Annotated in this window: 21 protein-coding genes; 15 read left to right on the top strand and 6 right to left on the bottom strand. The window is 48.5% G+C overall.

The features are described from left to right. Positions 1-262: 262 nt before the first annotated feature. From IYN85_RS08155 to IYN85_RS08145, 3 genes are all read right to left on the bottom strand, one after another. Entirely contained in the window at positions 263-712 is a 450-nt protein-coding gene (locus IYN85_RS08155) for a DUF3859 domain-containing protein (RefSeq protein ID WP_196158306.1), read from the bottom strand. 139 nt (positions 713-851) lie between these two features. Further along, positions 852-2,237, bottom strand: coding sequence for a Re/Si-specific NAD(P)(+) transhydrogenase subunit beta (pntB, locus tag IYN85_RS08150; protein WP_230390525.1), 1,386 nt, complete (start codon positions 2,235-2,237; stop codon positions 852-854). Between the two features lie 2 nt (positions 2,238-2,239). Further along, complete coding sequence (locus IYN85_RS08145; protein ID WP_370592180.1) at positions 2,240-3,802, bottom strand: Re/Si-specific NAD(P)(+) transhydrogenase subunit alpha; 1,563 nt, start codon at positions 3,800-3,802, stop codon at positions 2,240-2,242. A 620-nt stretch (positions 3,803-4,422) separates the two neighbouring features. Here IYN85_RS08145 and IYN85_RS08140 point away from each other — a divergent pair. The 3 genes from IYN85_RS08140 to IYN85_RS08130 all read left to right on the top strand — a co-directional run bounded on the left by IYN85_RS08140 (position 4,423) and on the right by IYN85_RS08130 (position 9,319). Then, the gene (locus IYN85_RS08140) at positions 4,423-5,517 is read left to right on the top strand and encodes a TRAP transporter substrate-binding protein (protein WP_196158304.1); all 1,095 of its coding nucleotides are present in this window, start codon (positions 4,423-4,425) and stop codon (positions 5,515-5,517) included. A 100-nt stretch (positions 5,518-5,617) separates the two neighbouring features. Then, positions 5,618-6,643, top strand: a complete 1,026-nt coding sequence (locus tag IYN85_RS08135; RefSeq protein ID WP_196158303.1) for a TRAP transporter small permease subunit — start codon at positions 5,618-5,620, stop codon at positions 6,641-6,643. Between the two features lie 12 nt (positions 6,644-6,655). After that, positions 6,656-9,319 carry a TRAP transporter large permease subunit gene (locus tag IYN85_RS08130; protein WP_196158302.1) on the top strand — a complete coding sequence of 888 codons (2,664 nt, stop codon included), beginning with the start codon at positions 6,656-6,658 and terminating at the stop codon, positions 9,317-9,319. Positions 9,320-9,618: 299 nt separating this feature from the next. Here IYN85_RS08130 and IYN85_RS08125 read toward each other — a convergent pair whose 3' ends face one another. Continuing rightward, positions 9,619-12,201 carry an ExeM/NucH family extracellular endonuclease gene (locus tag IYN85_RS08125; protein WP_196158301.1) on the bottom strand — a complete coding sequence of 861 codons (2,583 nt, stop codon included), beginning with the start codon at positions 12,199-12,201 and terminating at the stop codon, positions 9,619-9,621. A gap of 888 nt (positions 12,202-13,089) precedes the next feature. Between IYN85_RS08125 and IYN85_RS26345 the strand changes: the two genes are divergently transcribed. Further along, positions 13,090-13,158, top strand: a complete 69-nt coding sequence (locus tag IYN85_RS26345; protein WP_370592179.1) for a hypothetical protein — start codon at positions 13,090-13,092, stop codon at positions 13,156-13,158. A gap of 94 nt (positions 13,159-13,252) precedes the next feature. Further along, the gene (locus IYN85_RS08115) at positions 13,253-13,402 is read left to right on the top strand and encodes an RICIN domain-containing protein (protein WP_196158300.1); all 150 of its coding nucleotides are present in this window, start codon (positions 13,253-13,255) and stop codon (positions 13,400-13,402) included. 88 nt (positions 13,403-13,490) lie between these two features. On the opposite strand, the gene IYN85_RS08110 is transcribed toward IYN85_RS08115, so the two are convergent. Further along, on the bottom strand, positions 13,491-14,345 hold the full coding sequence (locus tag IYN85_RS08110; protein ID WP_196158299.1) for an SDR family oxidoreductase: 855 nt from the start codon (positions 14,343-14,345) through the stop codon (positions 13,491-13,493). Positions 14,346-14,444: 99 nt separating this feature from the next. Between IYN85_RS08110 and IYN85_RS08105 the strand changes: the two genes are divergently transcribed. The 9 genes from IYN85_RS08105 (at position 14,445) to IYN85_RS08065 (ending at position 24,793) form a co-directional block, all read left to right on the top strand. Then, entirely contained in the window at positions 14,445-14,834 is a 390-nt protein-coding gene (locus tag IYN85_RS08105; RefSeq protein WP_196158298.1) for a helix-turn-helix domain-containing protein, read from the top strand. Between the two features lie 92 nt (positions 14,835-14,926). Continuing rightward, on the top strand, positions 14,927-16,105 hold the full coding sequence (locus tag IYN85_RS08100) for a dipeptidase (RefSeq protein ID WP_196158297.1): 1,179 nt from the start codon (positions 14,927-14,929) through the stop codon (positions 16,103-16,105). A 194-nt stretch (positions 16,106-16,299) separates the two neighbouring features. Continuing rightward, positions 16,300-18,417 (top strand): transcriptional regulator NosR, encoded by a 2,118-nt coding sequence (gene nosR, locus IYN85_RS08095; RefSeq protein WP_196158296.1) that lies wholly within the window; start codon positions 16,300-16,302, stop codon positions 18,415-18,417. A 41-nt stretch (positions 18,418-18,458) separates the two neighbouring features. Then, entirely contained in the window at positions 18,459-20,348 is a 1,890-nt protein-coding gene (nosZ, locus tag IYN85_RS08090) for a TAT-dependent nitrous-oxide reductase (protein WP_196158295.1), read from the top strand. A gap of 64 nt (positions 20,349-20,412) precedes the next feature. Next, positions 20,413-21,693, top strand: a complete 1,281-nt coding sequence (locus IYN85_RS08085; protein WP_196158294.1) for a nitrous oxide reductase family maturation protein NosD — start codon at positions 20,413-20,415, stop codon at positions 21,691-21,693. Continuing rightward, positions 21,686-22,636, top strand: a complete 951-nt coding sequence (locus IYN85_RS08080) for an ABC transporter ATP-binding protein (protein ID WP_196158293.1) — start codon at positions 21,686-21,688, stop codon at positions 22,634-22,636. The genes IYN85_RS08085 and IYN85_RS08080 overlap by 8 nt, the downstream gene beginning before the upstream one ends. Beyond that, positions 22,626-23,444: an ABC transporter permease gene (locus IYN85_RS08075; protein ID WP_196158292.1), complete on the top strand. Its 819-nt coding sequence runs from the start codon at positions 22,626-22,628 to the stop codon at positions 23,442-23,444. Before IYN85_RS08080 ends, IYN85_RS08075 begins: the two co-directional genes overlap by 11 nt. A gap of 2 nt (positions 23,445-23,446) precedes the next feature. Further along, on the top strand, positions 23,447-24,043 hold the full coding sequence (locus tag IYN85_RS08070) for a nitrous oxide reductase accessory protein NosL (protein ID WP_196158291.1): 597 nt from the start codon (positions 23,447-23,449) through the stop codon (positions 24,041-24,043). A gap of 81 nt (positions 24,044-24,124) precedes the next feature. Further along, complete coding sequence (locus tag IYN85_RS08065) at positions 24,125-24,793, top strand: HAD family hydrolase (protein WP_196158290.1); 669 nt, start codon at positions 24,125-24,127, stop codon at positions 24,791-24,793. Positions 24,794-24,842: 49 nt separating this feature from the next. Here the strand turns inward: IYN85_RS08065 and IYN85_RS08060 are convergent, their stop codons facing one another. After that, entirely contained in the window at positions 24,843-25,172 is a 330-nt protein-coding gene (locus IYN85_RS08060) for an antibiotic biosynthesis monooxygenase (RefSeq protein ID WP_196158289.1), read from the bottom strand. Between the two features lie 89 nt (positions 25,173-25,261). Between IYN85_RS08060 and IYN85_RS08055 the strand changes: the two genes are divergently transcribed. Further along, entirely contained in the window at positions 25,262-25,999 is a 738-nt protein-coding gene (locus tag IYN85_RS08055) for a YafY family protein (RefSeq protein ID WP_196158288.1), read from the top strand. The last annotated feature ends 1 nt before the right edge of the window (position 26,000 follow it).

The raw sequence follows: 26,000 nt of genomic DNA, 5'->3' as shown, positions 1-26,000 counted from the left end.
GGCAGCTCTGAATAATTGCTCTCTACCGCAGCGGGTGAAGAAATGATCAAATTTCGAGGCAAGTTCTGCAGGCAATATTCATTATCTTGGCAAAGTACTTAACAACGAAATTTGCCATTTCAGCCCCGCCCTCCGGGTCCTTCAGATCGAAGACTGAGCTTTGTTGTGTGTTTTGAAAAGGACTCGCCATTCCCTGCAACACACGCCTCGCTCATCCTTCGATCTGATAGGACTGAGGTGATTTGAATTAATCAGAGCTGCCCTAGTATCGTTTACGCGGTTTGAAAAAAGAACGTCCTTCGCTCAGCGTCCGTTCGCCGGTGAGTTCTAAATCGACTATAAAAGTTTTCTCGGCAATGATCTGCTTGTCGAACGACAGCGTCATCCGCCAATGGCCTGCTTTGTTTTCCAAAGGTAACCAGAGTGTGTCGCCCAGGTAGAAATTCCAGTCATTGTTCGCAACATAAACATCGCCTTCAAAGGGTGCCATAGGGTGCCCGGAGTCATCCGGAATATCGGGGTGATAGATGCAGTACGTCAGCTTTTCATTTCTGGCCTTTTTAACATTGACGATAAAACCGAATTCGATGTGTTCACGCAAGGGAATGTCGGTGGTCGCCTCAATCAGTTTCGGCAATTCTTTGCTGCGTTCATCCCATTGCGTATAGACTCCATAACTGATCATTTTAAAAACAGGTTTGTTTTTAGCCATGTTTATTGCCCTTGGTCGGAACGAGAAATTATACAGAATCTTCTAAAGATATTGGGTATCGACTTTTGGCGTGCTAATCGGGATCCAAAAAAAAGCCAGCGTGCGCTGGCTTTGGATATCCTTCGGACATTGGTGCGGTTTAAACGTTGCTCACCAACTTTTGCACGCTTTCTTTGGCGTCACCGAACAACATTGCTGAGTTCTCTTTGAAGAACAGCGGGTTTTGTACACCCGCGTAACCAGTTGCCATGGAGCGCTTTAGTACAATGCACTTTTTCGCTTTCCAAACTTCCAATACCGGCATACCTGCGATAGGGGAGTTTGGCTTTTCAATGGCATCTGGGTTTACGATGTCGTTGGCACCAATCACCATGACCACATCAGTACTTGGGAAATCTTCGTTGATTTCGTCCATTTCCAGAACGATGTCATACGGGACATTGGCTTCCGCGAGCAATACGTTCATGTGACCGGGCAGACGACCTGCCACGGGATGAATCGCAAAACGAACATTTTTACCCTGTTTGCGCAGTTTGTCGGTTAAGTCTGCCACCGCCTGTTGTGCAGTCGCGACCGCCATGCCGAACCCAGGTGTGATGATGATATTGTCTGCATCTTTTAACCATTCAGCGGCTTCTTCATGCGTCACCGTTGCCGCTTCACCGTATTCCTCGTCGTCCGCTGCGGCACCACCATCGGTTCCGAAACCACCCAGAATAACGCTGATGAACGAGCGGTTCATGGCTTTACACATGATGTAGGACAGAATTGCACCGCTGGATCCCACCAAAGCCCCGGTAATGATCAGCAGATCGTTGCCTAACATGAAGCCTGTCGCAGCCGCTGCCCAGCCTGAATACGAGTTCAGCATGGAAACAACCACTGGCATGTCCGCGCCGCCAATCGCGGCAACCAGGTGGATACCCAACAGACCCGCGATAATAGTCATCACGATCAACATTGGAATCGCACTGGGGCCATGAGGATTGATGACAAAGAGCACCAACATGATGACCGTTGCAATCAGGGCAATGACATTCAAGCCATGACGGAAAGGCAGCATGAGTGGTTTGCCGGAAATACTGCCCTGCAGTTTACCCCAGGCAACCCAGGAACCGGTCAGCGTCACGGCACCAATGAAGACACCCAGAAAAATTTCCACATTGTGGATAGCGGCTTCCGCACCTGTATGCATGGCACGTGGATCCAGATAGCCACCCCAGCCAATTAATACCGCTGCCAGACCGACAAAGCTGTGCAACATTGCAACCAATTGCGGCATGCCGGTCATTTCAACTTTAACCGCTAACCAAATGCCGATAGCGGCACCAATAGCCATCGCCGGAACCAAAATGGTGTAGGCTTCTACGCTGGGCGAGGCTACGGTGGCCAGTATGGCAATGACCATACCGGTAATGCCGTACATGTTGCCGCGACGGGCGGTTTCCTGAGAGCTCAGTCCGCTTAACGCGAGAATGAAAAAGATACCGGCTAATAGATAAGCCATTGCTAACAGACCTGTCATGATCAGCCCTCCCGACGGAACATATTGAGCATGCGACGCGTCACATAGAAACCGCCGGCGATGTTAATCGTGGCGAACAAAATACCGATACCGGCTAACACGGTCACTAGTGTGGAACCACTGCCAGAGACTTGTAACAGACTGCCGACAACGACAATGCCGGAAATCGCATTGGTCACACTCATCAACGGAGTATGCAGAGAGTGACTGACATTCCAGATCACCTGCCAACCCACAAAAATAGCCAGCACAAATACGGTAAAGTGACCCATAAAGTCGGCAGGTGCGACCTGACCTAAACCAAGCATCAGGGCGCCTGTAATAATCCAGTACAGAGCAATGGGTTGCGCTTTTTTGATCTTTGGTTCGGCGACCGGAGCTTCCTGTTTTGCCGCTGGCTTTTTAGGCGCTGCAGATAATTTAGGCGGTGGTGGTGGCCACAAAATTTCTTTTTCATGGGTCACGGTGCAGCCACGGGTAATTTCATCTTCAATATTGAAGTTGAGGTTGCCGTCTTTGGCTTCGCACAGGTGTTCCAGTAAACGGAATACATTGTTACTCAATAGCGTACTGGCTTGGTTCGCAGCGCGTGCGGCGATGTTGGTGTAGCCAACGACTTTAACATCGTGAGCGACGACCACTTCATCTTTAACGGTACACTCGCAGTTGCCGCCATTAGGGGCCGCCAAATCGACGATCACTGAGCCCGGTTTCATAGCTTTCACCATGTCTTCGGTAATCAGTTTTGGCGCCGGACGCCCTGGGATCAACGCGGTGGTGATGATGATATCCACCTCTTTGGCCTGTTCCATAAACAGGGCCATTTCCGCTTCAATAAATTCTTTCGACATTTCTTTGGCATAGCCGCCTGTCCCGGCACCGTCTTCCTCAATTTCAACGGTCAGAAACTGGCCACCCATCGACTCAACCTGTTCTTTCACTTCCAGGCGGGTGTCGAAGGCACGGACGATAGCGCCCAGACTTTTCGCTGCACCGATGGCGGCAAGACCTGCTACCCCGGCACCAATGACCATGACTTTGGCGGGTGGGATCTTACCCGCGGCAGTGACCTGGCCAGTAAAGAAACGACCGAAGTTACTGGCCGCCTCAATGACGGCACGGTAACCGGCAATGTTGGCCATTGAGCTGAGAATATCCATCTTTTGCGCGCGGGATATCCGAGGAATGGATTCCAGAGAAATCGCACTCATGCCTTTTTGATTGAAAGTTTCGAGCAGTTCGGCATTTTGCGCCGGCGCTAAAAATGAAATCCAGGTTTTGCCATCGCCGACCATATCAACTTCGAACTGGCCGGTCGCCGGATGTTTGGCAACCGGACCGTTGATTTTGATCAGTACGTCAGCATCGCTATAAAGCCTAGCGACGTCGGTCTCGATCTGCGCCCCCGCAGATATGTAGTCTTCGTCAGAAAATTGTGACGGTTGACCGGCACCGCTTTGCAGCGTGACCGAAAACCCTAAGTCGATGAGTTTTTTCGTTGTTTCCGGGCTGACGGGAACTCGAGTTTCCCCCGGAGTGGTGTCTATAGGCACTGCGATATTCAGTGGCATGGTGATCTCCCAACCTTGCTTGAGATTGTTAACTTTTAATAACTAGCCGCCTGGCGGTAATTTTCCGGTTTTTTATCTGTAGCATTCACTGCGTCACTTTAAAGGACAGACAAGCGTTTTTGAACCGGTGTTTTTAACAGCCCGCTAGTAAGCCAGCCAAGTGTGAACGGCTCGTTGCTGCAGATCAATAACTATTGCTGTTTATGGCAGCAGATCCTGCAACGTAAGGCTGGAGGCCCCAATATCTATGGGGATTACCCCTCATTATGAAAAGAAATTCACTTTTTCCATAATGGAAAATCAACGATGAATAGCGTGTTTTTTGTACAAAAGGAGGTTTAGACGTTGGTCGTACAATAGTAGTAAGTGCCTATATTTTGCTACACAAGTGCGTTCGGGTTGTTTAAATTGAATGGGCACTGTGGAAAACAATAGAATAAAACTGCTTGTGCAAAGAGAGTGATCAAAATTCTCGCTCCAATTTTTTGGTTGGCTGTGAGCGGATGAAAAAGTCTGTAGCGGCTGAAAAAATAAAAAAGATAGCAACTGAACTCTGTCACGCGAGCACTTTGCGGTGCATATGGCAGAGGAACGTGACCAACCAGGAGAACAAAATGAAAAGACGTGACGTCATTAAAAAAGGTCTGATTGGCGCCGGTTCTGTGGCCGCTGCGACGACCATCTCAGCACCTGCCATCGCTGCGAATCGAATTGAAATTTCCATGGTATCTACCTGGCCTCGTGATTTCCCGGGGTTGGGAACCGGCGCACAGCGCTTTGCTCAGCGCTTGGCCGATTTGTCTGACGGTCGTATTACCGCGAAATATTTTGCTGCCGGTGAACGTGTTGGTGCTTTCGACGTGTTCGATGAAGTGGCCTCCGGCAATGCCCAGATGTATCACGGAGCTGAGTATTATTTCACCGGTAAACACCCGGGTTTCGGCTATTTTACGGCCGTACCTTTTGGCCTGACGGCGACTGAATTTAACGCTTGGTTGCGTTTTGGTGGCGGACAGGAGCTGTGGGACGAGCTGTCTGGTGAATTTGGTCTGAAAGGCTTGGCTTGTGGTAACACGGGCGTACAGATGGGTGGCTGGTTCCGCAAAGAAATGAAGTCAGCTTCCGACTTTAAAGGCCTGAAGATGCGTATGCCAGGTTTGGGCGGCTCAGTATTGTCTAAGCTCGGCGGGTCTCCTGTGTCTCTGCCAGGTGGTCAGATATATGAAAACCTGATTTCTGGCGCCATTGACGCTACCGAGTGGGTGGGTCCATGGAACGACGAAATCATGAAGTTGTACGAAGCGGCTAAGTTCTACTACTACCCAGGCTTCCATGAACCCGGCTCGATGTTGAGTGTGCAGATGAACAAGAAGTGGTGGGATGGTTTGTCCAAAATGGATCAAAACATCATTGCTGCGGCGGCTGCACAAGAAAACGAATACATGTATTCGGAATTCAGCTGGAAAAATGGTGCTGCTTTGCAACGTCTGCTCAGTCAACAGGGTGTGCAGCTGCGTGAATTCTCTGACGATACTTACGATGCCTTCGGTGAAGCGTCTGAAGAAGTATTTGAAGACGTTCAGGATCATTCCGCATTAGCGAAACGTATTCACCAGAGTTTCGCAAAGGCCCGCAAAGAAGTGGGTGGCTGGAATAAGATTTCTGATGTGGCCTATGTTCAACAGCGTAACCGTGTATTGGGCATGTGATCTCAATCACGCGCTGTAAATTCGATTGAATAAAAGCGTCACTCGGTTGTCCGACTGACGCTTTTTATTAACCCCAGCACACTTTCGATTTGGTGACTTTGTGGAAATTGTATCGGTGCTCGCCCAGCCACTAACGCGGCGTTATCAACAGTTGAACTGGATAGTGCGCTCTATCGCCTATGCCATGGTATGTTTCACTTTTATCTATTTGCTCAATAATTATTTAAACGTTTGGCGCGATTGGCCAGGCGTTGCCAATTATTTTTTCACCTCAAATGAGCAGGCTGACAGCGCCGCTCTGTATGCGTGGTTGCAACTCGCCAGTTACATACTCATTTTTCCGTATGTCATATACCGCACGAAGAGCACGCCAGACCGGCTCATGATTGAAGACAGCCAGCGCTGGACTCGGTGGTCCGAATATGTGATTCGTGCGGCTTTTTGGTCGATCTTAATCATTGGGTTGATGGATGGCTTGATCTCTTGGATGCGTGTGGAAGACCTGTTAACGGTCGTCTTTGGTGATGAGTTAGGTACCAACCTCGGTAAAGCAACCTTCCGTGGCACCTATGTGCATTACCCTTTAATTGCGATCAGCCTGGTGTTGGCGTATCGCTTTAAAACTATTTCCGTGTCCTGGCTTGCCTTACTGGTGGTCTTTGCCGAAGCGTGGATCGTAGTGGCCCGTTTCATTTTCTCTTATGAACAAACTTTAATGGGTGACCTGGTTCGTTTCTGGTATGCCGGTTTATTTTTGTTTTCCGCAGCGTTCACTCTGCGTGAAGAAGGGCATGTGCGCGTCGATGTGCTTTATGCACAACGCTCCATCCGTTACAAAGCCATTGTGAATACCGCTGGCATTTTCTTCCTGGCTTTCCCGCTTTGCTGGATCATCTTGACCATGGGGATGTGGGAGAAAAACAGCATATTGAACAGCCCTCTGTTGAATTTTGAAATCTCGCAATCGTCGTATGGACTGTTCATTAAATACATTATGGCGGCGTACCTGGTGGTATTCGCCGTCTCCATGTTGCTGCAGTTCTGCAGCTATCTATTAAAACATGTGGCTATTTTAACCGGTGAAGTTGAAGCCAGTGACGACCATCACGACGACGTCGCCGGATAAAGGAATCAGATTATGGAATTACTGTTTTTATGCATCTTGATCGCGCTCATGGTCGGCGCGTTGATATCGGGCTTTCCCGTCGCGTTTGCGCTACCGGGTTCGGCCATCCTTGCTATCTCGCTGGCAGCCTTGTGTGGTTGGTTGTTTGCCGGTGATACCGGAGCGTATTTTGCGGACGGTGGTCCAACTCAGTGGTTAACAGCGGGGGTGACGAATTTCCGCAGCCTGTATTGGGAAGTGGAACGGGATACGTTGATTGCTATCCCTCTGTTTATTTTTATGGGCATTATGCTGCAGCGTTCACGCATAGCCGAAGATCTGTTGGTTGCCATGGCGCAATTATTTGGTCCTGTGCCAGGCGGTCTGGGTATTTCCGTGGTGATAGTTGGTGCACTCTTGGCCGCCACCACGGGTATTGTGGGTGCAACCGTTGTCGCCATGGGCATGATTTCGTTACCGGCGATGTTACGCAATAATTACGACAAGTCGCTGGCAACCGGCACCATTTGCGCCTCTGGAACCTTAGGGCAGATTATTCCACCGTCCATTGTATTAATTATTCTTGCGGACCAATTGTCTTCTGCTGCCGATCAAGCCTCAACCATCCGTGCGACAGAATACCGTGCGGTGACTGGCGAATTTTCCATGCCGTCGCACCTGGATGTCGTGTCCGCCAGTGCCGGTGATATGTTTATGGGCGCTATCATTCCAGGCTTGGTTCTGGTTGCTTTGTATATTCTTTATATTCTCGCTACTGCGGTTTTAAAACCAAAATCCGCACCACCAGTACCGTACGATGGTGAATACGACCGGTCATTTTTAAGGAATGTGGTGAAAGCCCTGGTACCACCATTGGCGCTGATTGTCATCGTGTTGGGGTCCATCCTCACCGGTGTGGCCACGGTAAACCAGGCCGGGGCCATTGGCGCGATCGGCGCGATTCTGATGGGCGGTTACCGTATTTTTAAAGGTGACAAACATGTTTATCTACCGGCGATCTTGGCGGGTGTGTCTATTGTTGGTATAGCGTTAGTGCTCAGTATTTGGGAGATTAATGTTAAAAACCTCACCACCCCGGGTCAGACATTTGGTTTTGTGTTGGCGGTGTTCTTTTCGCTAGTGTTGGCTTTCGCTGTGTTTTGGAGTACCTGGCGTGTGTTCAAAACAGACGACACGCTGAATCAGGTCATGACTGAAACCATCAAAACCACCAGTATGGTGTTCATTATTTTGATTGGTGCGGCGATGCTCACGGCTGCTTTCCGGGCTTTTGGTGGCGAAGAGTTGGTTCGCCATGCACTCACCAGTTTGCCCGGCGGATTCTGGACGCAGTTTTTAGTGGTTATGCTGGTTATCTTTTTGTTGGGCTTCTTCCTGGATTTCATCGAAATTGCCGTCGTGGTGGTTCCGTTGGTAGCGCCTATTTTGCTGGCGGCGCCTGACGCTAACGTCACGGCGGTATGGTTGGGTGTGATGATCGGTCTAAATATGCAGACGTCCTTCCTGACACCTCCATTCGGATTTGCGTTGTTTTACTTGCGTGGTGTGGCGCCAAAAATAGTCAAAACGCTGGATATTTATAAAGGTGTCGTACCGTTCATCGGCTTGCAGTTGTTCGCGCTGTTGATTGTCGGTCTCGCGCCACCGTTGGTGAATTATCTGCCAAACCGCACTTTCCTGACATCGGAAAATGCACCGCCTCCGATGAACCCAAAATTACAGCAATGTTTGGAAGTCGAAGTATTCGATTATTACGCAAAACATGAACAGGATATTCTAAAAGCATTGGATACCATGGCAGGTGTCGACATCAGCGTTTTGCCGAGTTCTTACCAACAGAGTATTGGCAGTGTGATCGATCAGAGTCGGCAGACCTTCGCTAAAGTTGATCAAGTAAATCAAGCGAAACTGGTTATTGCCGAAGCGTCGATGAACTATCGCGATCTGCATATCGATGTGAGGGCGCGTGAACGTCAAATTCGACAGTTGGAAGCGGCTATTGAAGAGCACAACGCTTATATCGATAACGCTCGTTTTGATGACAGTATTTCCGAACAGAATCTGGCCGATGCTGAAGCTGACATCGCTATTCTGGAATCGGACATTTCTCAGCTGCAAAGTGAAGTTCCACCACAGTGGCAGTCTGAGAACGAACGTTACCAAGCCTTGCTGAAAGATCTGAAAATTGCGCGGTTGGGTTATCAAAACCATGTCGATAATGCCTACCGACCTTTGCAGGAAATATTGAGGGTATTGAACAGTGCGTCCCGTCTGGCGGAACAGCAATCCGCTGTCGCAGCGTTGGACAATCTGATTACCAACAATGATGCTGATACGGCAATGGACGGTATCAAAGTGTTGGAAGATCAGCTGGATGCCATCCCCGGCGCGGAATCGGTTCGCAGTCTGGTGACTAAAGCTCGGCGTGCATTACGCGGCGACAGTCCTGATGCTCAGGAAGCTTTGGCGTTCAAAGACCAGGCCCTGGCGCAGCTCGCCAGTGATGTTGCATGGATGAACGAAGCCAATTCGTCTGTACTCCCCGCTTTGAAAAAGTTGGATAAAGCCATTGGCTATAACATTGGTGTTCGCTTGCAGGATCGCTTAACCGATCGATTAGCGCTGGATATTGCGGCTTGCCAATCCACGCACAAAGATGTTTCATTGAGTTTTTAAGTCGTATTTAATCTATGTTGTAATGTGTTTAGCCCGGTCTATACCGGGCTTTTTTTATCCTTACATCGCAACTGGTTGCGAAGGTATTGTCCTCTCTGTCAGGTCCCCCTGATATTATCTTCGATAGTCTTGAAAGGCGTTATGGCTTGGTGTCGACCGTTAACACGTGCGGGCAAGCAAGTTTTTAGCGTTGCAGTTTAATGGAGATAGTGTGTTGCGCGCTAAACAAGGAGGAGTAATGGCAATAATCCCGCCAAAGGCGGGATTATTATTGGGTTGAAAAAATCAGTATCTATTGCTTATTTTGCAGCCGCTGTTTTTCTGCGTGACAGCACAGCAAGCAATCCAAGCATCAGGACACTCCAACTCAATGAACCACCTTTCTTAGGCTTATCTGAGGAGTTGTCATCTTCGTCCTGGTCATCCTCGTCCTGGTCATCCTTAGTAGTTGCCAGGTAAAACGCTGCCACAATCGGGTCGTGGTCAGATGAGTAGTAAGGGTCATCGGCGCTGGCATACGTATCGTTTTTCTCATATGGGTCTAGAGTAGTGTCATAGTCCAGTACATCAGATTCAATAGAATTGATGTGCCAGGCGTCGATACTTAGCAGGTTTTCGGTCATTGCTTCGCTGCCGATGATGTAGTCTAAGCTGCCTAGTAATCCAGAGTAGCTGTAACTGAACGGAATTTCTTCAGTTGACTTATCTGTATCTTTCAGATTAGTAAAGCCAGCCGTTTCAAGGGCAACAATGGGGTCTTCTTTAGCGTACGAGTTGAAGTCACCAACCATGATGATGTTGTTAGTTTCTACGCCAGTGGGGTTGTCGGATAAGAATGTTGCTAAAGCCTGAGCAGCTCGTGAGCGAGTAATGTTGCAGTTGCCCGCGCCATCGCCTAGGTCAGGATCAGACAGGGCGTTACAGTTACTGCCTTTCGACTTCAGGTGGTTCACAGCAATGGTAATTGCTTGGTCTGATTCGTGGTGCTTCAGAGTTTGGATCAGTGAAGGTCGATTTTTTGTATCCAGGAACAAAGGCTCGTTGTTTTCATCGAGCGGTGAATTCGCAGAATCCAGAATCACGGTTGTACCGACCGGAGACAATACATTTTTGCGATACAAAAGACCGACGGCAATGGCATCGTCACCGATTTTTTCTCCGGCATTCACGAAAGCGTATTCGTTTTCTACGGCAACTTCTGCATTGAGTGCATCGGTCAACGCTTTGATCGAACTCTTCTCACCGAAACCATCGTTTTCAATTTCCATCAACCCCACAATGTCAGCGTCCATCGCGGATATGGCAGCAACGATTTTGCTCAGCTGAATGGCATAGTCTTCTGCTGAGTTTGCTCCACGGTAATCCCCAAAAGTCTTATTTTTCTCTTCCGTCAGGGTAGGGAAAAATGTTTCATCCGCTTCGTTTTCAATGCCGTTAAACAAATTAAGTACGTTCATGCTGGCTATAACCAGATTTTCTGAACCGTCGATATAAGGTTCCAGCGTTCGGTCATATTTGGCCGTTGGAATGAAGGTAGGACTCGTAGACGGAATCAGAGAGTAGGGAAGTTTTGTTGAGCCATTGTCATAGCCATGTACGACACCAGCGAGATTGCTCAGTTCAAATCCAACCCGGAAATAGTTGGTGTTACTGTATCCAGCGGCCGTTGGGAATGGGATGACATCTGGATTTGATGCGGCAACGCCATCATCAATCAGAATGCTGTCCAGTTTAAACGCGGTGATCGCATTGTTGTAACTTTCCACGCTCGGGGCGGCTAGCGTGGTTGGTTGATAATGCAGTTTGGAGGACGCGACGAACTGGCCATAGTTGATGAAGCCATAACCGGTACCGTAGAAATCACTGACCACCATCGGTGTGTCGATGGTTACACCCATGCCTTCAACGGCTTCTAACTGGTCAAGGCTTGTAAGTGGGAAGGTCAAAGAAGTTGGCGTTGGAAGGGGGTGACCCGATGAGCACACCGTCAATGTATCCAGATCTTTGATCTGGGTGATTCCGTTGAATTCTGCAACTTGTCCAACGAGGCGAACCAAGTCGCCGGAAGCAACAGCGTTGGCAAAGTCGTAAACGAATATGCCTTCAGAGGTCGATGGATCCGCATCCATGTCGCTGTCTTCTTCTTGCAGGAAGAAACCGCTGTACTGGAAGGAGCTACCGTCGCCCTGTGCGTCAAAATTGACGATGGCTTCTACTACGACGTATTCATTTTCAAGTGACGAACTGTTGCCATTGCCCTGTACTTCGGAAATTAAGGTCGCAGGATCGCCACAGGATCCTACGTCAGGGATGGTTGGACCTGCAGGAACGACACCTTTTACGGGCATTGTTGTATTTGATGAGGAACCGTCTAATGCGTTTATACCTGAATAGTTCCATTGTGCGGCGTCAAAAGTTCCGCCGTTTGGCGCGGTGGTGTGTTTACGATAGGCCCATCCGTCCAGAAATTCCCAAGCTGTACCGGTACCATCAACACCAAGTTCACCATAAATATCAATCGTTGCTGCACTGGTTTTCAGAACATAAATATCGTCACCATTATTACCTAAAGTGCCGACGCCATCAGCGGCAAACCCAAAATATTCTTGAAATCCAGCCTCGTTATTGGTCACCCAAAAATAGCTTCCAGCAGCAAGGGCTTGGGCTGGGAAACTAAATACATTTGAACCTGAGGTACCACCAGCGCCAATGCCTTCAATGCTGTAAACGCTTAAATCGGCGATGGCGTCTGTTGCGTAAAGCTCAATCGCTTTTGGTAAACCACCAGATAAAGGGCCATCGACAACCCCAGTGATCATTAATTCTGCTTGTGAGTAACTTGCGGCCAGAACGGCCGTTGTTATGAGTAGTTTTTTATACATTATGGTGAAACTCCACTTCCATTTTTCTGTTGTTAATAGCGAACTGCGTATGGCATGTAGACCAGGAATCATTAGCCATATCCCTATTGTTTTTGTTGTTCAGGTTTTCAGTTTCCGGAGCTGTTGAGGCTCCTAAACAGGTTGTTTCAGTGTGTTGCCTATGCCTGTGTAATGGCGCATGGAGCTTTCGGGTTGTGCCGAAGTGGCTCCATCCGGTGAGCGTTAACCGGGCCGCTTATTTACAACGGACGAGATCATCGTCATTGGCAAAGGCGTAAAAAATATAACCTATTGGTCAAGAATTAAGAAGATTGGGTTGCTAAGAATTGCCAATTTCTCGCGGAATGCTCTGTTTCAGGCCAAAAAATTTCGATCGAGGGCGAATTTGCCCTGAATACGTTCAAAAAGGGTGGTATAGAGACTCTGTCTTGAGCGAAATTTTCACGAATGAGGTGTTAAAAAGCTGCATTATTGGCCTGACTTTCATCATCATTTTGATTCGTTTAGATACTGTTCTCAGATATTTACGGAAATTATGGTTTTTTCTTCCCATTACCTACCAGTTGGTATTATCGCGGAGCAATCACCTGTCTGATGACTCTTAATTGCGAGGCACGACTCTTTTTTGAGTCATAAAAACTATAAATTGCAGGAATTAATTGCTGATGCTTGCCCTGAACGATGACAAAAACATCAAAAAACAGGGGTAAACAGATTAAAAAACTATTCAAGAGTCGTTTTCGCTTTCTTAACCCTTCTCGGGAGTGTTCTTAGTCCAGTAAATATTGCGCCGGTATTTGCCTACGGCGCGGATATCGACAGGGTCCAACAATTGGAAGATGAGGGAGGGGGCTGGCCTAATGATGCGGGCATTGTCTTGGGTTGCGAGTGATGGTGGGTTTTCATTGCAGCGATTCTTTTGTCGATCCTGGTCATCAGATTAAACCATCCGCCTGACTGAACTTCGGTGTCGGTCAGCTCACCACAGAGTTACATAGCCAGTCCTACGAAATTATGGGGGGGCTTTACTCATTGCCGGTGTGGTACCGGAATGGGGACAAGTCAGCAACGTCAATTTTCGTCTACCGGAACAGGCCACTTTAAAATTACCAACGTCAACAGCGGTAAACTGATGGACATCTATGCCGCGCCAACTGTCGATGGTGCACAGAATACACAGTGGATGGATAATGGCGGTTGATATCAGCAATGGCAGATATTGGCCAACTGAACTTCCGCTGGGAATAACCGGTGGAAGTTCAGTGTCGGCGTGCTGAATAAGTTCCGCGTTACCGCTTCAGTGTTTTTTCCAATGCTTCTCGCATTGAAGTCGTTTTCCGACTCAGCAACGTTTCCAGATCTTGGCTGGTACTGAACAACGCGCCTTTTGCGGCCTGCGCATCACTGTCGGCCAGTATGGCTGCAAAGCCTTCAGGCAGGCCCGCGTCGATCAGTGCGACGCGGTATTGGCTTTCATCGAAACTCGTATAGTTCACCGTTTTACCGCTGATGTCACTCAGGGCAGCCGCATATTCAGTCAAGGTAAAGCCTTCGCTGCCGGCTAATTCATAAACCTTTCCGGCTTGATTCGGTCGGGTCAGTATTTCCGCAGCGGCTTGAGCAAAATCGGCACGAGTGGCGGATGAAAATTTTCCGTCTTCAGCCGCACCAAAAACGGCGCCCATATCCACCGCCTGTCGTGCACCGGCCAGATGATTTTCCAGGTACCAGCCATTGCGTAACAATACAAATGGTACGCCAGATGCGGCCAACGCATGTTCAGTCGCTGCGTGTTCTTGAGCCAATGCGAGTGGTGACGAGGTCGCGTTGAGAATGCTGGTGTAAGCCAGCAGGGACACGCCTTGTTCTCGTGCGGCATCAATTACCGCCTGATGTTGTGGTGCTCGCTGCCCAATTTCACTGGACGAAATCAACAAGACTTTTTCGACGCCTTTTAATGCAGCCTGCAGTGACGCTGGTTTTTCATAATCGGCATGGCGTACCTCAAAACCTTGTTGTGCAAGATCTTGGGCTTTTTCAGGGTTACGAACCGCAGCGATGACATTGTTGGCACCCACTTTTTCGGCTAATGCAACCAATGCCAAACGGCCCAATTGGCCGGTAGCGGCAGTGACTAAAATCATAGTTTATCTCCTTTGCGTGTTTTTGAATTGCGTTGTGATGTGGTTAAGCCTATGCTTCTAACAAACTTTTAGTAAGTACATACCAAAAGGTAAGTTTGAATGCATACGAATTCCTTACAAAATCATAAGATGCCCCGTGGCAATCTGTTTTCCGACAAATGCCCGTCACGCGGCGTGTTAAAGCACGTCACCAGTCGATGGGGGGTTTTGGTGATTCTGGCTTTGGAAGAGAAAACCTATCGTTTCAGCGAACTGCGTAAAAAAATCACCGGAGTCAGCGAGAAAATGCTCGCGCAGACACTGCAGGGGTTGGAGCACGACGGTTTGGTAAAGCGGGTGTCGTACCCTGTTGTACCGCCGCATGTCGAGTACAGTTTGACGGGGCTCGGTCAGGATTTCAGCGTTAAGGTAAAAGATTTTGCGGATTGGATTGAAGCCAATATTGCCGACATTATCGAGGCACAAATCGCGCATTCCGAACAATCGTAATGACTCTGCCGGTGTGAGAGGGTGATATTGCTTGTCAGCCAGAAGTACTTTCCCTAACGTGGCAGTCGTTTAAAATCATAAAGTGATAAAAAATGAAAATAATAAAATGGATCGGCGTGTCGTTGGCGCTCCTGTTCGTGATTAGCACGGTTGGATTTTTTGGTTTCGTTCCGGCGATTGCAGAGAAAGGCATGAATACCGTAGAACCTCACGCGCCGTACCAAATCAGCACCTCTGCGCGGGCGTTGCACGACTCACTGGTAATTGCCGATCTTCATGCCGACTCAACGCTGTGGAATCGCGACCTTCTGAAGCGTAGTGATTATGGGCACGTCGATATACCGCGCATGGTCGCAGGCAATCAAGCCATTCAGGTATTCACGACCGTGACCAAAACCCCGGCAGGTCTGAACTACAACCATAACAGTGCGGAGGCGCGGGACAACATTACGCTGTTGGCTGTTGGGCAGTTGTGGCCTATCCGAACCTGGAACAGCCTGACCGAACGCGCCCTTTATCAGGCGAGTCGATTGCACAAAATGGAAGCCAAAGCACCACAGCAATTTAAAGTGATTGAAACCCAACAGGATTTGCGAGACCTGCTGACGGCGCGCGCTAACGGCAGCGAAATAGTGGGTGGATTAATCGGTACCGAAGGCTCGCATGCATTGGATGGCGAACTGAGTAATATTGACCGTTTGTATGACGCAGGGTTCCGCATGATGAGTCTTCATCATTTCTTCGACAATAAGCTCGGAGGGTCTTTGCACGGAGCGTCTCAAGCGGGGTTAACCGACTTCGGCAAGGCCGTGGTCCGCAAACTCGACAGCATGCCCGTCGTACTCGATTTATCGCATTCCTCCGAAGCGGTTGTAGAGCAAGCTTTGGTGATGGTGACGCACCCCGTCGTTATCAGTCACACCGGAACGCATGGACATTGCGAATCACCACGCAATATAGCCGATTCGTTAATGCAGAAAATTGCTGCGCAAGGTGGTGTGGTTGGTATCGGCTATTGGGATGCCGTGTGTGATATCTCACCCCAAGGTATTGCGTCGGCAATCGCTGCCGCTGTGGAACTGCTGGGCGAAGATCATGTCGGTTTAGGATCGGATTTCGACGGTTCCGTGCATACGGCCTTGGACAGTTCGGAGCTTGCCGCGATTACGCAAACATTAATGGCGCGTGGGTTCAGTGCTGACGTTATCCGTAAAGTCATGGGCGGGAATGTGGTGCGCGTTTTTGGAGAGCGTTTACCCACAGAAAATTGATGTCACAAAGCCCGCTCGTCTTTCAGCGGGCTATTTTTCCGGTCAAAGAGGTACCTCTAATGAGGTAATTCTGATGATGATAATCAATCTCAAGTTGCTTCCCGGGATAATAATTTTTCTGACTTGATCATAGTCATGTAATGGCCGGTGGGTCCTGCGCATAGTGGCGTTACATATTTAACCTTTGTGACGTTATGCGCCGGTTAACCACGATACTTCTCACTGCTTTGTTGCTGTTACCCAGCGTTTCCTGCTGGGCACTCTTTGTCAGTCCCGCACGTGATCCCGAAACGCTCTTACAAACTCATTTTCCTAACGCGCAGTGGACCAAGCAGCAGGTTGCCGGAAAAGCCGATGCCCAATTGCCTTACTGGTTGATCACGCGTGACGGCGAGACCGCAGGTTACGCTTTTGAGACCAACGCTATTCATCGGGTACCGGCCTACAGTGGTGAACCCGTCAACATATTGGTGTCTATTTCTCCGCAGGGCACCTTCTTGCACGCGGACGTTCTTGAACACCATGAGCCCATCTTGCTGGTCGGCATTCCAGAAACCAAGTTGCATGATTTTACCGCTCAATACACGGGGCTTTCGCTAACTCAACGTTTTAAAGTTGGGGGTAATGCGGGAGAAGGCCAAATTCAACTGGACGGGATTTCTGGCGCAACCGTAACCGTGATGGTAATGAATGTCGGTATCAGCCGCGGCGCAACTGAGCTGGCACGCGCTTTGGGTATTATCGAGGATACACAGTCGGTTGTGTTGCCTGCTCGCATTAACACCGAATATCAACCTGAGAAATCGTGGCTGCAACTGACCGGTGACGGAAGTATCCGTCGACTGAAACTGACCAATGGTGTTGTCGAGTCCGCTTTTTCAAACACCAAGGTTGCTCAACCTGAAACCGCTGATCCGTCCCAGGCGGAAAATCTTTTTACGGATATTTTCTACACTTTGGTAGATATTCCGGCAGTTGGTAAAAACCTGCTAGGTCAAGATGAATATGATTGGTTGATGTCGAGCTTACAACCGGGAGAGCATGTCTTACTGCTGTTGGGTAATGGTTATTCGTTTAAGGGTTCCGGCTATGTGCGCGGCGGAATTTTTGATCGTATTCAGCTGCTGCAAAATGAGGAAGCGATCAGTTTTCGAGATCTGGACCACATCCGTGTCATGGATTTGCTGTTGTCCGATGCACCGCATTTCGCGGAAATGTCGATGTTTATCATTCGCGAACACCAGACTTTCGATCCAGGTCAGCCGTGGCAGTTTGAGCTGTTGGTTCGTCGACAATTGGGTGCGATAGACTCCGTCTTTACCAGTTTCAAAGGCGAATATAACGTACCGGAAGACTACGTGATTCGACCTCAACCAATCATGACGGAGCCTGAACGGACGCTTTGGCAACAGGTCTGGTTGGATAAGAAAATAGAAATTGTCATTCTCCTGGCGGGATTAACCGTGCTGATGGGGGTCTTGTTCTTTCAGGATGTCTTGGTTCGTTATCCGCGTCTTCTGCACAATGTACGTCATTGGTTCTTGGTCTACACCGTGCTGTTCATTGGCTGGTATTGTGCCGGTCAAATTTCCATCGTCAATGTATTTACCTTTTTAAATGCATTCATGACCGATTTTAATTGGCAGATATTTTTACTGGATCCCATTATCTTCATTATTTGGGTTGCGGTCGCGGTTACCGCACTGATGTGGGGGCGGGGCGTTTTTTGTGGATGGTTATGCCCGTTCGGTGCCTTGCAAGAATTAATAAATCACTTTGCCAGAAAACTGCACATCCCACAGTTCGAATTGCCCTTTGCTGTTCACGAGCGCTTATGGGCGATCAAATACCTGGTGCTGTTGGCACTATTTGGTCTGTCCATTCAATCTCTGTCATTGGCCGAACATTATGCCGAAATCGAGCCTTTTAAAACGACCTTCTTGTTACGTTTTTCCCGTGAATGGGGGTTTGTTGCCTGGGCTGGTTTGATATTGTTCAGCAATTTATTTCAACGCAAAACATTCTGCCGCTATCTGTGTCCTTTAGGAGCAGCCTTGTCTGTTCCGACCAACATAAAATTATTTGACTGGTTAAAACGCCGAAAAGAATGCGGTCAGCCATGCCGTGTTTGTGCCAATGAATGTGAAATTCAGGCAATTCAACCTGATGGAGTGATCAATCAGCGTGAATGTCACTATTGCCTGGATTGCCAAATGACTTACTTCAACGAGGAAAAATGCCCACCGTTGCTATTGAAAGCAAAAAAGAAAAAGAAAAACGCAGTTCAGATTATTGATGCTGTAGAAATTTAACGAGCGAAATAAATCCGAAAACCCAGAAAGAGGGAAAACAGATGACAAATAATGATAAACCAGAAACCCAAGATACCAGTCTTGAAGATGCAAACAGTCGCCGCAGTTTCTTTAAAAAGTCAGCGTTAATCGGTGGACTCGGTGTGGCCGCCCCAGCGATGACCGCAACGATGTTCTCGCAAATGGCTCATGCAGCGACTCAGGATAAAATAAAACACAGCGTTGATCCAGGTGAACTCGATGAGTACTACGGTTTTTGGAGTGGTGGTCATTCAGGGGAAGTCCGAATTTTAGGATTACCTTCAATGCGCGAGCTCATGCGGATTCCTGTGTTTAACCATGACAGTGCTACCGGCTGGGGTATGACCAATGAGTCGAAAGCCATCATGGGAGAAACCGGCAAGTACACCAACGGCGATTCTCACCATCCGCATATGAGTATGACCGACGGTCGATACAACGGAAAATATGTCTTCATTAATGACAAGGCTAACACACGGGTAGCCCGAATTCGCTGCGACGTGATGAAAGTTGACAAGATGCTCGACATTCCCAATGCGCATGCCATTCACGGCTTACGTGTACAGAAGGTCCCGTACACCAAATATGTATTCTGCAATGGCGAATATGAAGTTCCATTGCCAAACGATGGTTCGGTGCTAGATGATCCGAGTAAATACACATCGTTATTTAATGTAGTTGATGCCGAGAAAATGGAAATGGCTTTCCAGGTTATTGTGGACGGTAACCTGGACAACACCGATGCCGATTATACGGGCAAGTATGCTGCCTCTACCTGCTATAACTCAGAAATGGGTATGAATCTCGGCAGCATGATCGCCGCCGAACGTGACCATGTGGTGATTTTTAACATTGAGCGAATTGAGGCAGCGATTGCCGCGGGCGACTACAAAGTTTACAACGGTGTGAAGGTTGTTGATGGTCGCAAAGGTTCAAAGCTCACACGTTATATCCCCGTACCGAAAAGCCCACACGGTTTGAATACGTCGCCGAATGGTGAGTACTTTGTGGCCAACGGAAAGTTATCGCCGACGGTATCCATCATTGCGATTGATAAACTTGATGCGCTTTTTGATGACAAAATCAAACCACGTGACACGATTGTTGGTGAACCTGAATTAGGTCTTGGGCCTTTGCATACGGCTTTCGATGGACGCGGTAACGCCTATACGACTGTGTTTATTGACAGTCAAATCGTGAAATGGAATGTACAGGATGCCATCGATCATTTTAATGGCAAGAAAGTGAATTACATTCGCCAGAAGCTGGATGTTCAGTACCAACCAGGCCATAACCATACCACCATGGGCGAAACCCGTGATGCAGATGGTAAATATCTGGTCGCGCTGTGTAAATTCTCGAAAGACCGCTTTTTACCGGTCGGTCCGTTACACCCAGAAAACGATCAGTTGATTGATATCTCCGGTGATGAAATGAAGCTGGTGCACGATGGTCCAACCTATGCAGAACCTCATGACTGTATGATCGTCCACCGAAGTAAAATGAAAACCAAAAAAATATGGACTCGTGATGATCCGATTTTTGCAGCGACCGTTGCAATGGCCAAGAAAGATGGCATTACCTTGGAAACGGACAACAAAGTCATTCGCAACGGCAATAAAGTCCGCGTGTATATGACATCGGTCGCGCCAACTTTTGGTTTGGAAAAGTTCACCGTGAAACAAGGAGATGAAGTGACAGTTGTCGTCACCAATCTCGATATGGTCGAAGACGTGACACATGGATTTGCGGTTGTAAATCACGGTGTGAGTATGGAAATTGGTCCACAGCAAACGTCCTCGGTCACGTTCATCGCCGACAAACCAGGGGTGCAGTGGTTCTATTGCCATTGGTTCTGTCACGCACTTCATATGGAAATGCGTGGTCGTATGTTGGTGGAACCAAAGTAGGGAGTTCAATCTGATGGTCGCTCTGGCGACCATCAGATTTCGCGTAGAAAATTCTGGAGAAATCATGCGAAATCTATCTGCTTTAATTAGGCTCTGTGTTTGCCTGCTTTGCGTCAACACCGCATTCGGCAAGACATTCATGGTGCCCCTCGAAGCAAACCTGCAAGAGGTTATTGATCAGAGCAATGCCGGAGACATACTCATATTACCTGCCACTACCTTTATCGGTAATTTCATTATTGATAAAATGTTGGTCCTCGATGGTATGAATAAAACGGTCATTGACGGCTCCGGACGCGGGAATGCCATTGAAGTGACCGCGTCACATGTGGAATTGAAAGGCCTGACGATTCGCAATTGGGGGTATGATCTCACAGCGACCGATTCTGGTATAAAGGTAAAACATACGGAACACATCACATTAGTCGACAACAGGCTACAGGGTGATGGTTTTGGCATTTACCTTGAAAGCGTCCAAACTGCCACTGTGCTACGTAACCAGGTGCAAGGCAACAGCGAGATGCGCGCAGCGGATCGTGGAAACGGCATCCATCTGACCAATGTCGTAGACGCCGCTGTTGTCGACAATGTGGTCAGTCAAACCCGAGATGGTCTTTATATAATAAACAGCCAGCAAAATGTCTTGCGTAATAATCGCTTGTCGGATTTGCGTTTCGGCATTCATTACATGTATTCCTACAACAATGAGATTTCGGAAAATTCTTCACTGAATGTAAAAGTTGGTTATGCGCTGATGAGTTCAAATAACCTGAAAGTGGTCAATAACCGGGCAGAAAACTGTGAAGACTACGGGCTGTTACTCAACTTCGTAAACAAGTCACAGTTCAGTGGCAACACCATTTTAAAAATTCGAAGTTCAATGCAACCTGCGGTTTCAGGCGACGAAGGTAAAGCGCTTTTTGTTTATAACTCTACGAATAATGAAATACATGCCAATCGATTTGCCAATAGTGATATGGGTATTCACCTGACGGCAGGATCAGAACAGAACAAAGTCTATAACAATCAATTTGTCGATAACGAAATTCAGGTGAAATATGTGTCCTCTCGTTTACAGGAGTGGAGCGAACAGGGCGTTGGAAATTATTGGAGTAACTACGTCGGTTGGGATCTTGATAATGATGGTGTGGGAGACTCTGCATTCGAACCCAATGATGACATCGATAAACTATTTTGGAAATACCCTGAATCCAAGGTCCTAATGGACAGTCCTGCTGTTCTGCTGTTGCGCTGGGTTCAGCGCAGTTTTCCGGTATTGAAATCGCCTGGTGTAAAAGACAGCTTCCCTTTGATTCGCCCACAGGAGTTACCCATAGATGGCTGATGTATTGATACACGTGAACGAGCTAGATAAGAAGTTTGGTTCACTCGCGGCGCTGCAGCAAGTTAGTTTTGAGCTGTCCGAAGGTCAGATGTTGGCCTTGTTAGGTCACAATGGAGCCGGGAAAACGACATTGATGAAAACCATTCTGGGCCTTGAGACTGCTGACAGTGGCATCGTAGAGGTTTTTGGTTTGCCGGCGGGTCGAGCAAATTACCGCATAGGCTATGTTCCTGAAAACGTCAGCTTCTATCCAGCACTCACTGGCTATGAAACATTACAGTACTTCGCCCGGTTAAACGGCTTGTCACGCTCCGTCGCCAAAGACACCGTCAACAGACTTTTAACCCGTGTGCATTTAGCGGACGCTGCCCGAAGGCCTGTTAAGCACTATTCAAAAGGTATGAAGCAGCGGTTGGGTTTAGCTCAGGCTTTGTTACCGTCCAGTTTGGGTAAGCCCGAGGTGTATGATCCCAAGTTGTTAATTTTGGACGAGCCCACTGTGGGTCTCGACCCGGTGGCAACTCTGGAGTTTTTTGACATGCTCGCGGAACTCAAGCAACAGGGGTGTGGCATTGTTATCTGTACTCATGTGCTACCTGGCTTAGAGCAGTATTTGGATCGCGCACTTATTTTGAATCAAGGACGCGTCGTTGTGCAGGGGAGTATTGCCGAACTTCACGAACAAGCTCGGTTGCCGGTAAAGGTAATACCGAAAGGTCTGAACGGGTCTCTCAGTCAGGACCCCGTGCTGCAACCTTATTTACAACAAAATGGTTTGTTGAGTGTTCCGGCGGAGAAAGCATTGGACATCGCGAGTCGTCTGTTGTCCAAAGACACTTTGAACGATTTGCAGATAACAGCTCCTTCATTGCCAGAACTGTATCAGTACTTTATGCAACAAACCGTCAGTGCAAAGAAAGTGGAGGCTATCTATGTACACTAAAGTATGGATTGTAGCAGCGAAAGAATGGCGCGACGGTTGGCGAAATCGTTGGGTAATTGGCGCGACATTGATTTTCGCCGTGATGGCTTTAGGCATTACCTGGTTTGGCGGTGTCGTCAATGGGCAATCCGGTGTATTGCCGCTAGCCGCGACGATCGCCAGTCTCAGTAGCCTGACCGTGTTGGTCGTTCCGCTGATTGCTTTGCTACTCGGTTACGACGCATTCGTCGGCGAACAGGAGCAGGGGACATTACTGTTGTTACTGACGTATCCGTTAAAGAAAATAGATCTGATTCTGGGCAAGTTTCTCGGTCAATTAGCCATTCTTTTTGTCGCTACGCTGATTGGCTTCGGCAGTGCAGCGGTGGCATTTTCCTGGAATAACGTTAGTTGGTCTGTGATCCAGACATTCCTCGTGTTTATTATTTCGGCAACCTTGTTGGGGGCCGTGTTCCTAACGCTTGCTCATGGTTTAAGTTTATGGGTCTCTGAAAAAGCTCAGGCGGCGGGCTTGGCATTATTGGTTTGGTTTTCCCTGACATTGTTGTACGACCTTGCGTTGTTGGCTTTATTGGTCGGACGTGAAGGTTGGTTGAACGAGTCTATGTTGACCGGGCTGTTGATGTTTAACCCGACCGATTTGTTTCGGCTGATCAATCTCGTTTCCATAGACGCTCAAGGTATGGGTGTGCTTGCGTCTCTGGGGAAAATGAACATCAGTTTGCCAGCGCTCTACGCCTGCCTGATGGTTTGGATTGTCGCAAGCTTGGCGTTGTCTTTACTACGTTTTCACCGAAAGAAGGTTTAACTATGTCACTAATAAATAAATCCAGCAAAGCCAGTGCCGTGCTAATTGCAATGACCTTACTGATGTCGTGTCAGTCATCCAATCCAACCGAAGCGGTCTTATCGGCGGCCGCGATAGAAGGCAGCGACCAATGCCATCTGTGTGGCATGGTTATATCAGGATTCGAAGGTCCTAAAGGTGAATTGATCAGTAAAGGCGATAACGAAGTCCAAAAATTCTGTTCTACGCGAGATCTGTTCGGCTTTTATTTACAACCTGAAAACCAACATCGGGCAATAAAGATATACGTACACGATATGTCGGTCACCCCCTGGGCGTCTCCTGACGACGAACACTTTATTGACGCGCAATCTGCTTACTTCGTTTGGGGGGCAAATCGTTTTGGCGCCATGGGTGAGACACTGGGCTCGTTCAGCAAGCAAGTAGATGCCCAAGCCTTTGCTGACGAATATGGGGGTCAAATTTTACGCTTTGATGAGATAACGCTGGAAATGCTCACAGCGGCAAACTCCATGGATATGGGAATGCCGATGCATTCTGACGTAAACTCGCCGATGGTCTCAGGGATGTCAGTTGAACAGCCATCTATGACGCATTAGTCAGGCTGTTGCTAAAAACGAATGTTGTACGCGGAAGGGGCCTGATACAGTGTGCAAATCTGTAGAGGTGGCGACTGGTAAATGATCACGACCATTATTTTCGATTACGGTAATACACTGGTGTATTCGGCGTCGCTGGCAACTTCGCTTGAGCGGCTGTTAGGGAACCCTAAAGGAAAGCGAATCGGGCAGGCGATTGAGAATGAGATACAGCGGTTATATCAGCGTGATCAGGTGCTGCAACCGGATTGGCGGTCCATTTGGCAGCGCTGTTTTGCCGAGCATGAGATGAGTTTCACGGAAGAAATGGGCATGGCACACCTGCGGGAGTTTTGCCGAGCGGGTATCACACACTCGCAGAGCGTAACACTCTTGCAGGAGCTTTCTGACAGAGGTTTTCGATTGGGGCTGTTGTCGAACGTGACCGGACCAGCTTCCCTGTTTCAGGACGATCTGCGGTTTCGGGGCATGGCATACTTTTTTGATGAGGTTGTCTGGTCAAGTGCTATCGGTTTCCGCAAACCCGGCGCTGCCTGTTTTAATCACATTTTGAGTCAGTTAAAGGTTGATCCCAAACAAGCACTGATGATAGGTGATTCTGAACTGGCCGACGTTGAGGGCGGGCAATCTGTCGGGATTCATACTGCTCGCATCGTTACCGGTGAAGGGGCAACGAAGGCGGACTATTCCATTCACAGCGATCATTTTCAGCGAGACACGCTTGCTGTCATAGATAACTTACTGCGCTGACGAGCCCGTTACAACGGGCTCAGTGGCGGATGAGCCAGCGCAGGTAAACTTACCGCCACTGTTTCATTTGCTGCAGATGTAGTACGGCAGTTTCTGGGTTTTCCGGCATAACCATCAATGAAAAATACCCTCCACAGGCTTCGCTTTCAGCGGCCTTTTGAAAGGCCTGTTCAGCATCCTCTTGAGATGACCAATACACCAGGTCGACCCATTCCTGCTCACTTTTCTTTAACAATTCCCGGCGTATATAGCCCGGCTGTAGTGCCAAAAACCGGGATTGAATCGTTTCTGCAGCCTCTAACAATTGTTGCTCGGTAACCCCTTCTGCTAACGTAAAAGGTGCCCATTCAACGACGTTGTTTGTATTTTCTGTGTTCATTGCTATGCCTCTATTTTAGGTTTCCCGCTGGTTCATTCCAGCGACGGGTGATAGGCTATGTTTAACTATGACAAAATAGGACATATAAGTTGGGCAGAGGTTCCGCGAGTAAGAAGTTAGACCGACTGGATCAGATTCTCGGTCACCTGAAATCCGGCGATCCGGTTACGGCGTCGCTGTTGGCCGAGGACATAGGGGTGAGTGTCCGCACTCTGATGCGGGACCTCGATACCTTAAAAGCCCGAGGTTATCCCATAGAGACCGAGCAAGGGCGGGGTGGAGGTGTGCGATTAACGCCAAGGTGGGGGATCGGGCGGTTGACGTTGAATTACAGGGAGGTTATCGACTTGTTGTTGTCCCTCAGTGTTTTGGAGAAGTTGAATTCGCCGCTGTTTTTCAGTCATCTGTCGTCGGTGAGGAATAAATTGTTTGCCTCTTTCCCCGATGCTCAGCGACCTGCAATTCGCAAACTTCGCCAGCGCATTCTGTTGGGGCAGGCAGCATCCGAACAGGTGATGCAATCGTACGTACCGACGCAAAAAAGTAAGTTGACCGATGCTGTTATAGAAGCCTTTGTCGAGCAGCGTTCTCTGATTGTCGATTATCAGCGCGAAGATGGCGCCTTACACGAACGGGAGATAGAACCGCATTACTTGTTTTTGAATTGGCCAGTTTGGTATGTATTGGTTTGGGACCATTCTCGTGATGCTGCGCGAACATTCCGGATCGACCGGGTCAAACGGGTTCAGCCGCTTTCGAGCCGTTTCCGTTTGAAACCATTGAGTCAGTTCTCGAATGAAGTCGAGCAGATGTCCCGTCAGTTGTAAA

The organism is Reinekea sp. G2M2-21 (assembly GCF_015687175.1).
Taxonomy (GTDB): domain Bacteria; phylum Pseudomonadota; class Gammaproteobacteria; order Pseudomonadales; family Natronospirillaceae; genus Reinekea.
The sequence above is the reverse complement of the archived record's forward strand: the minus strand, read 5'-3'. Positions and strand labels throughout refer to the sequence as shown.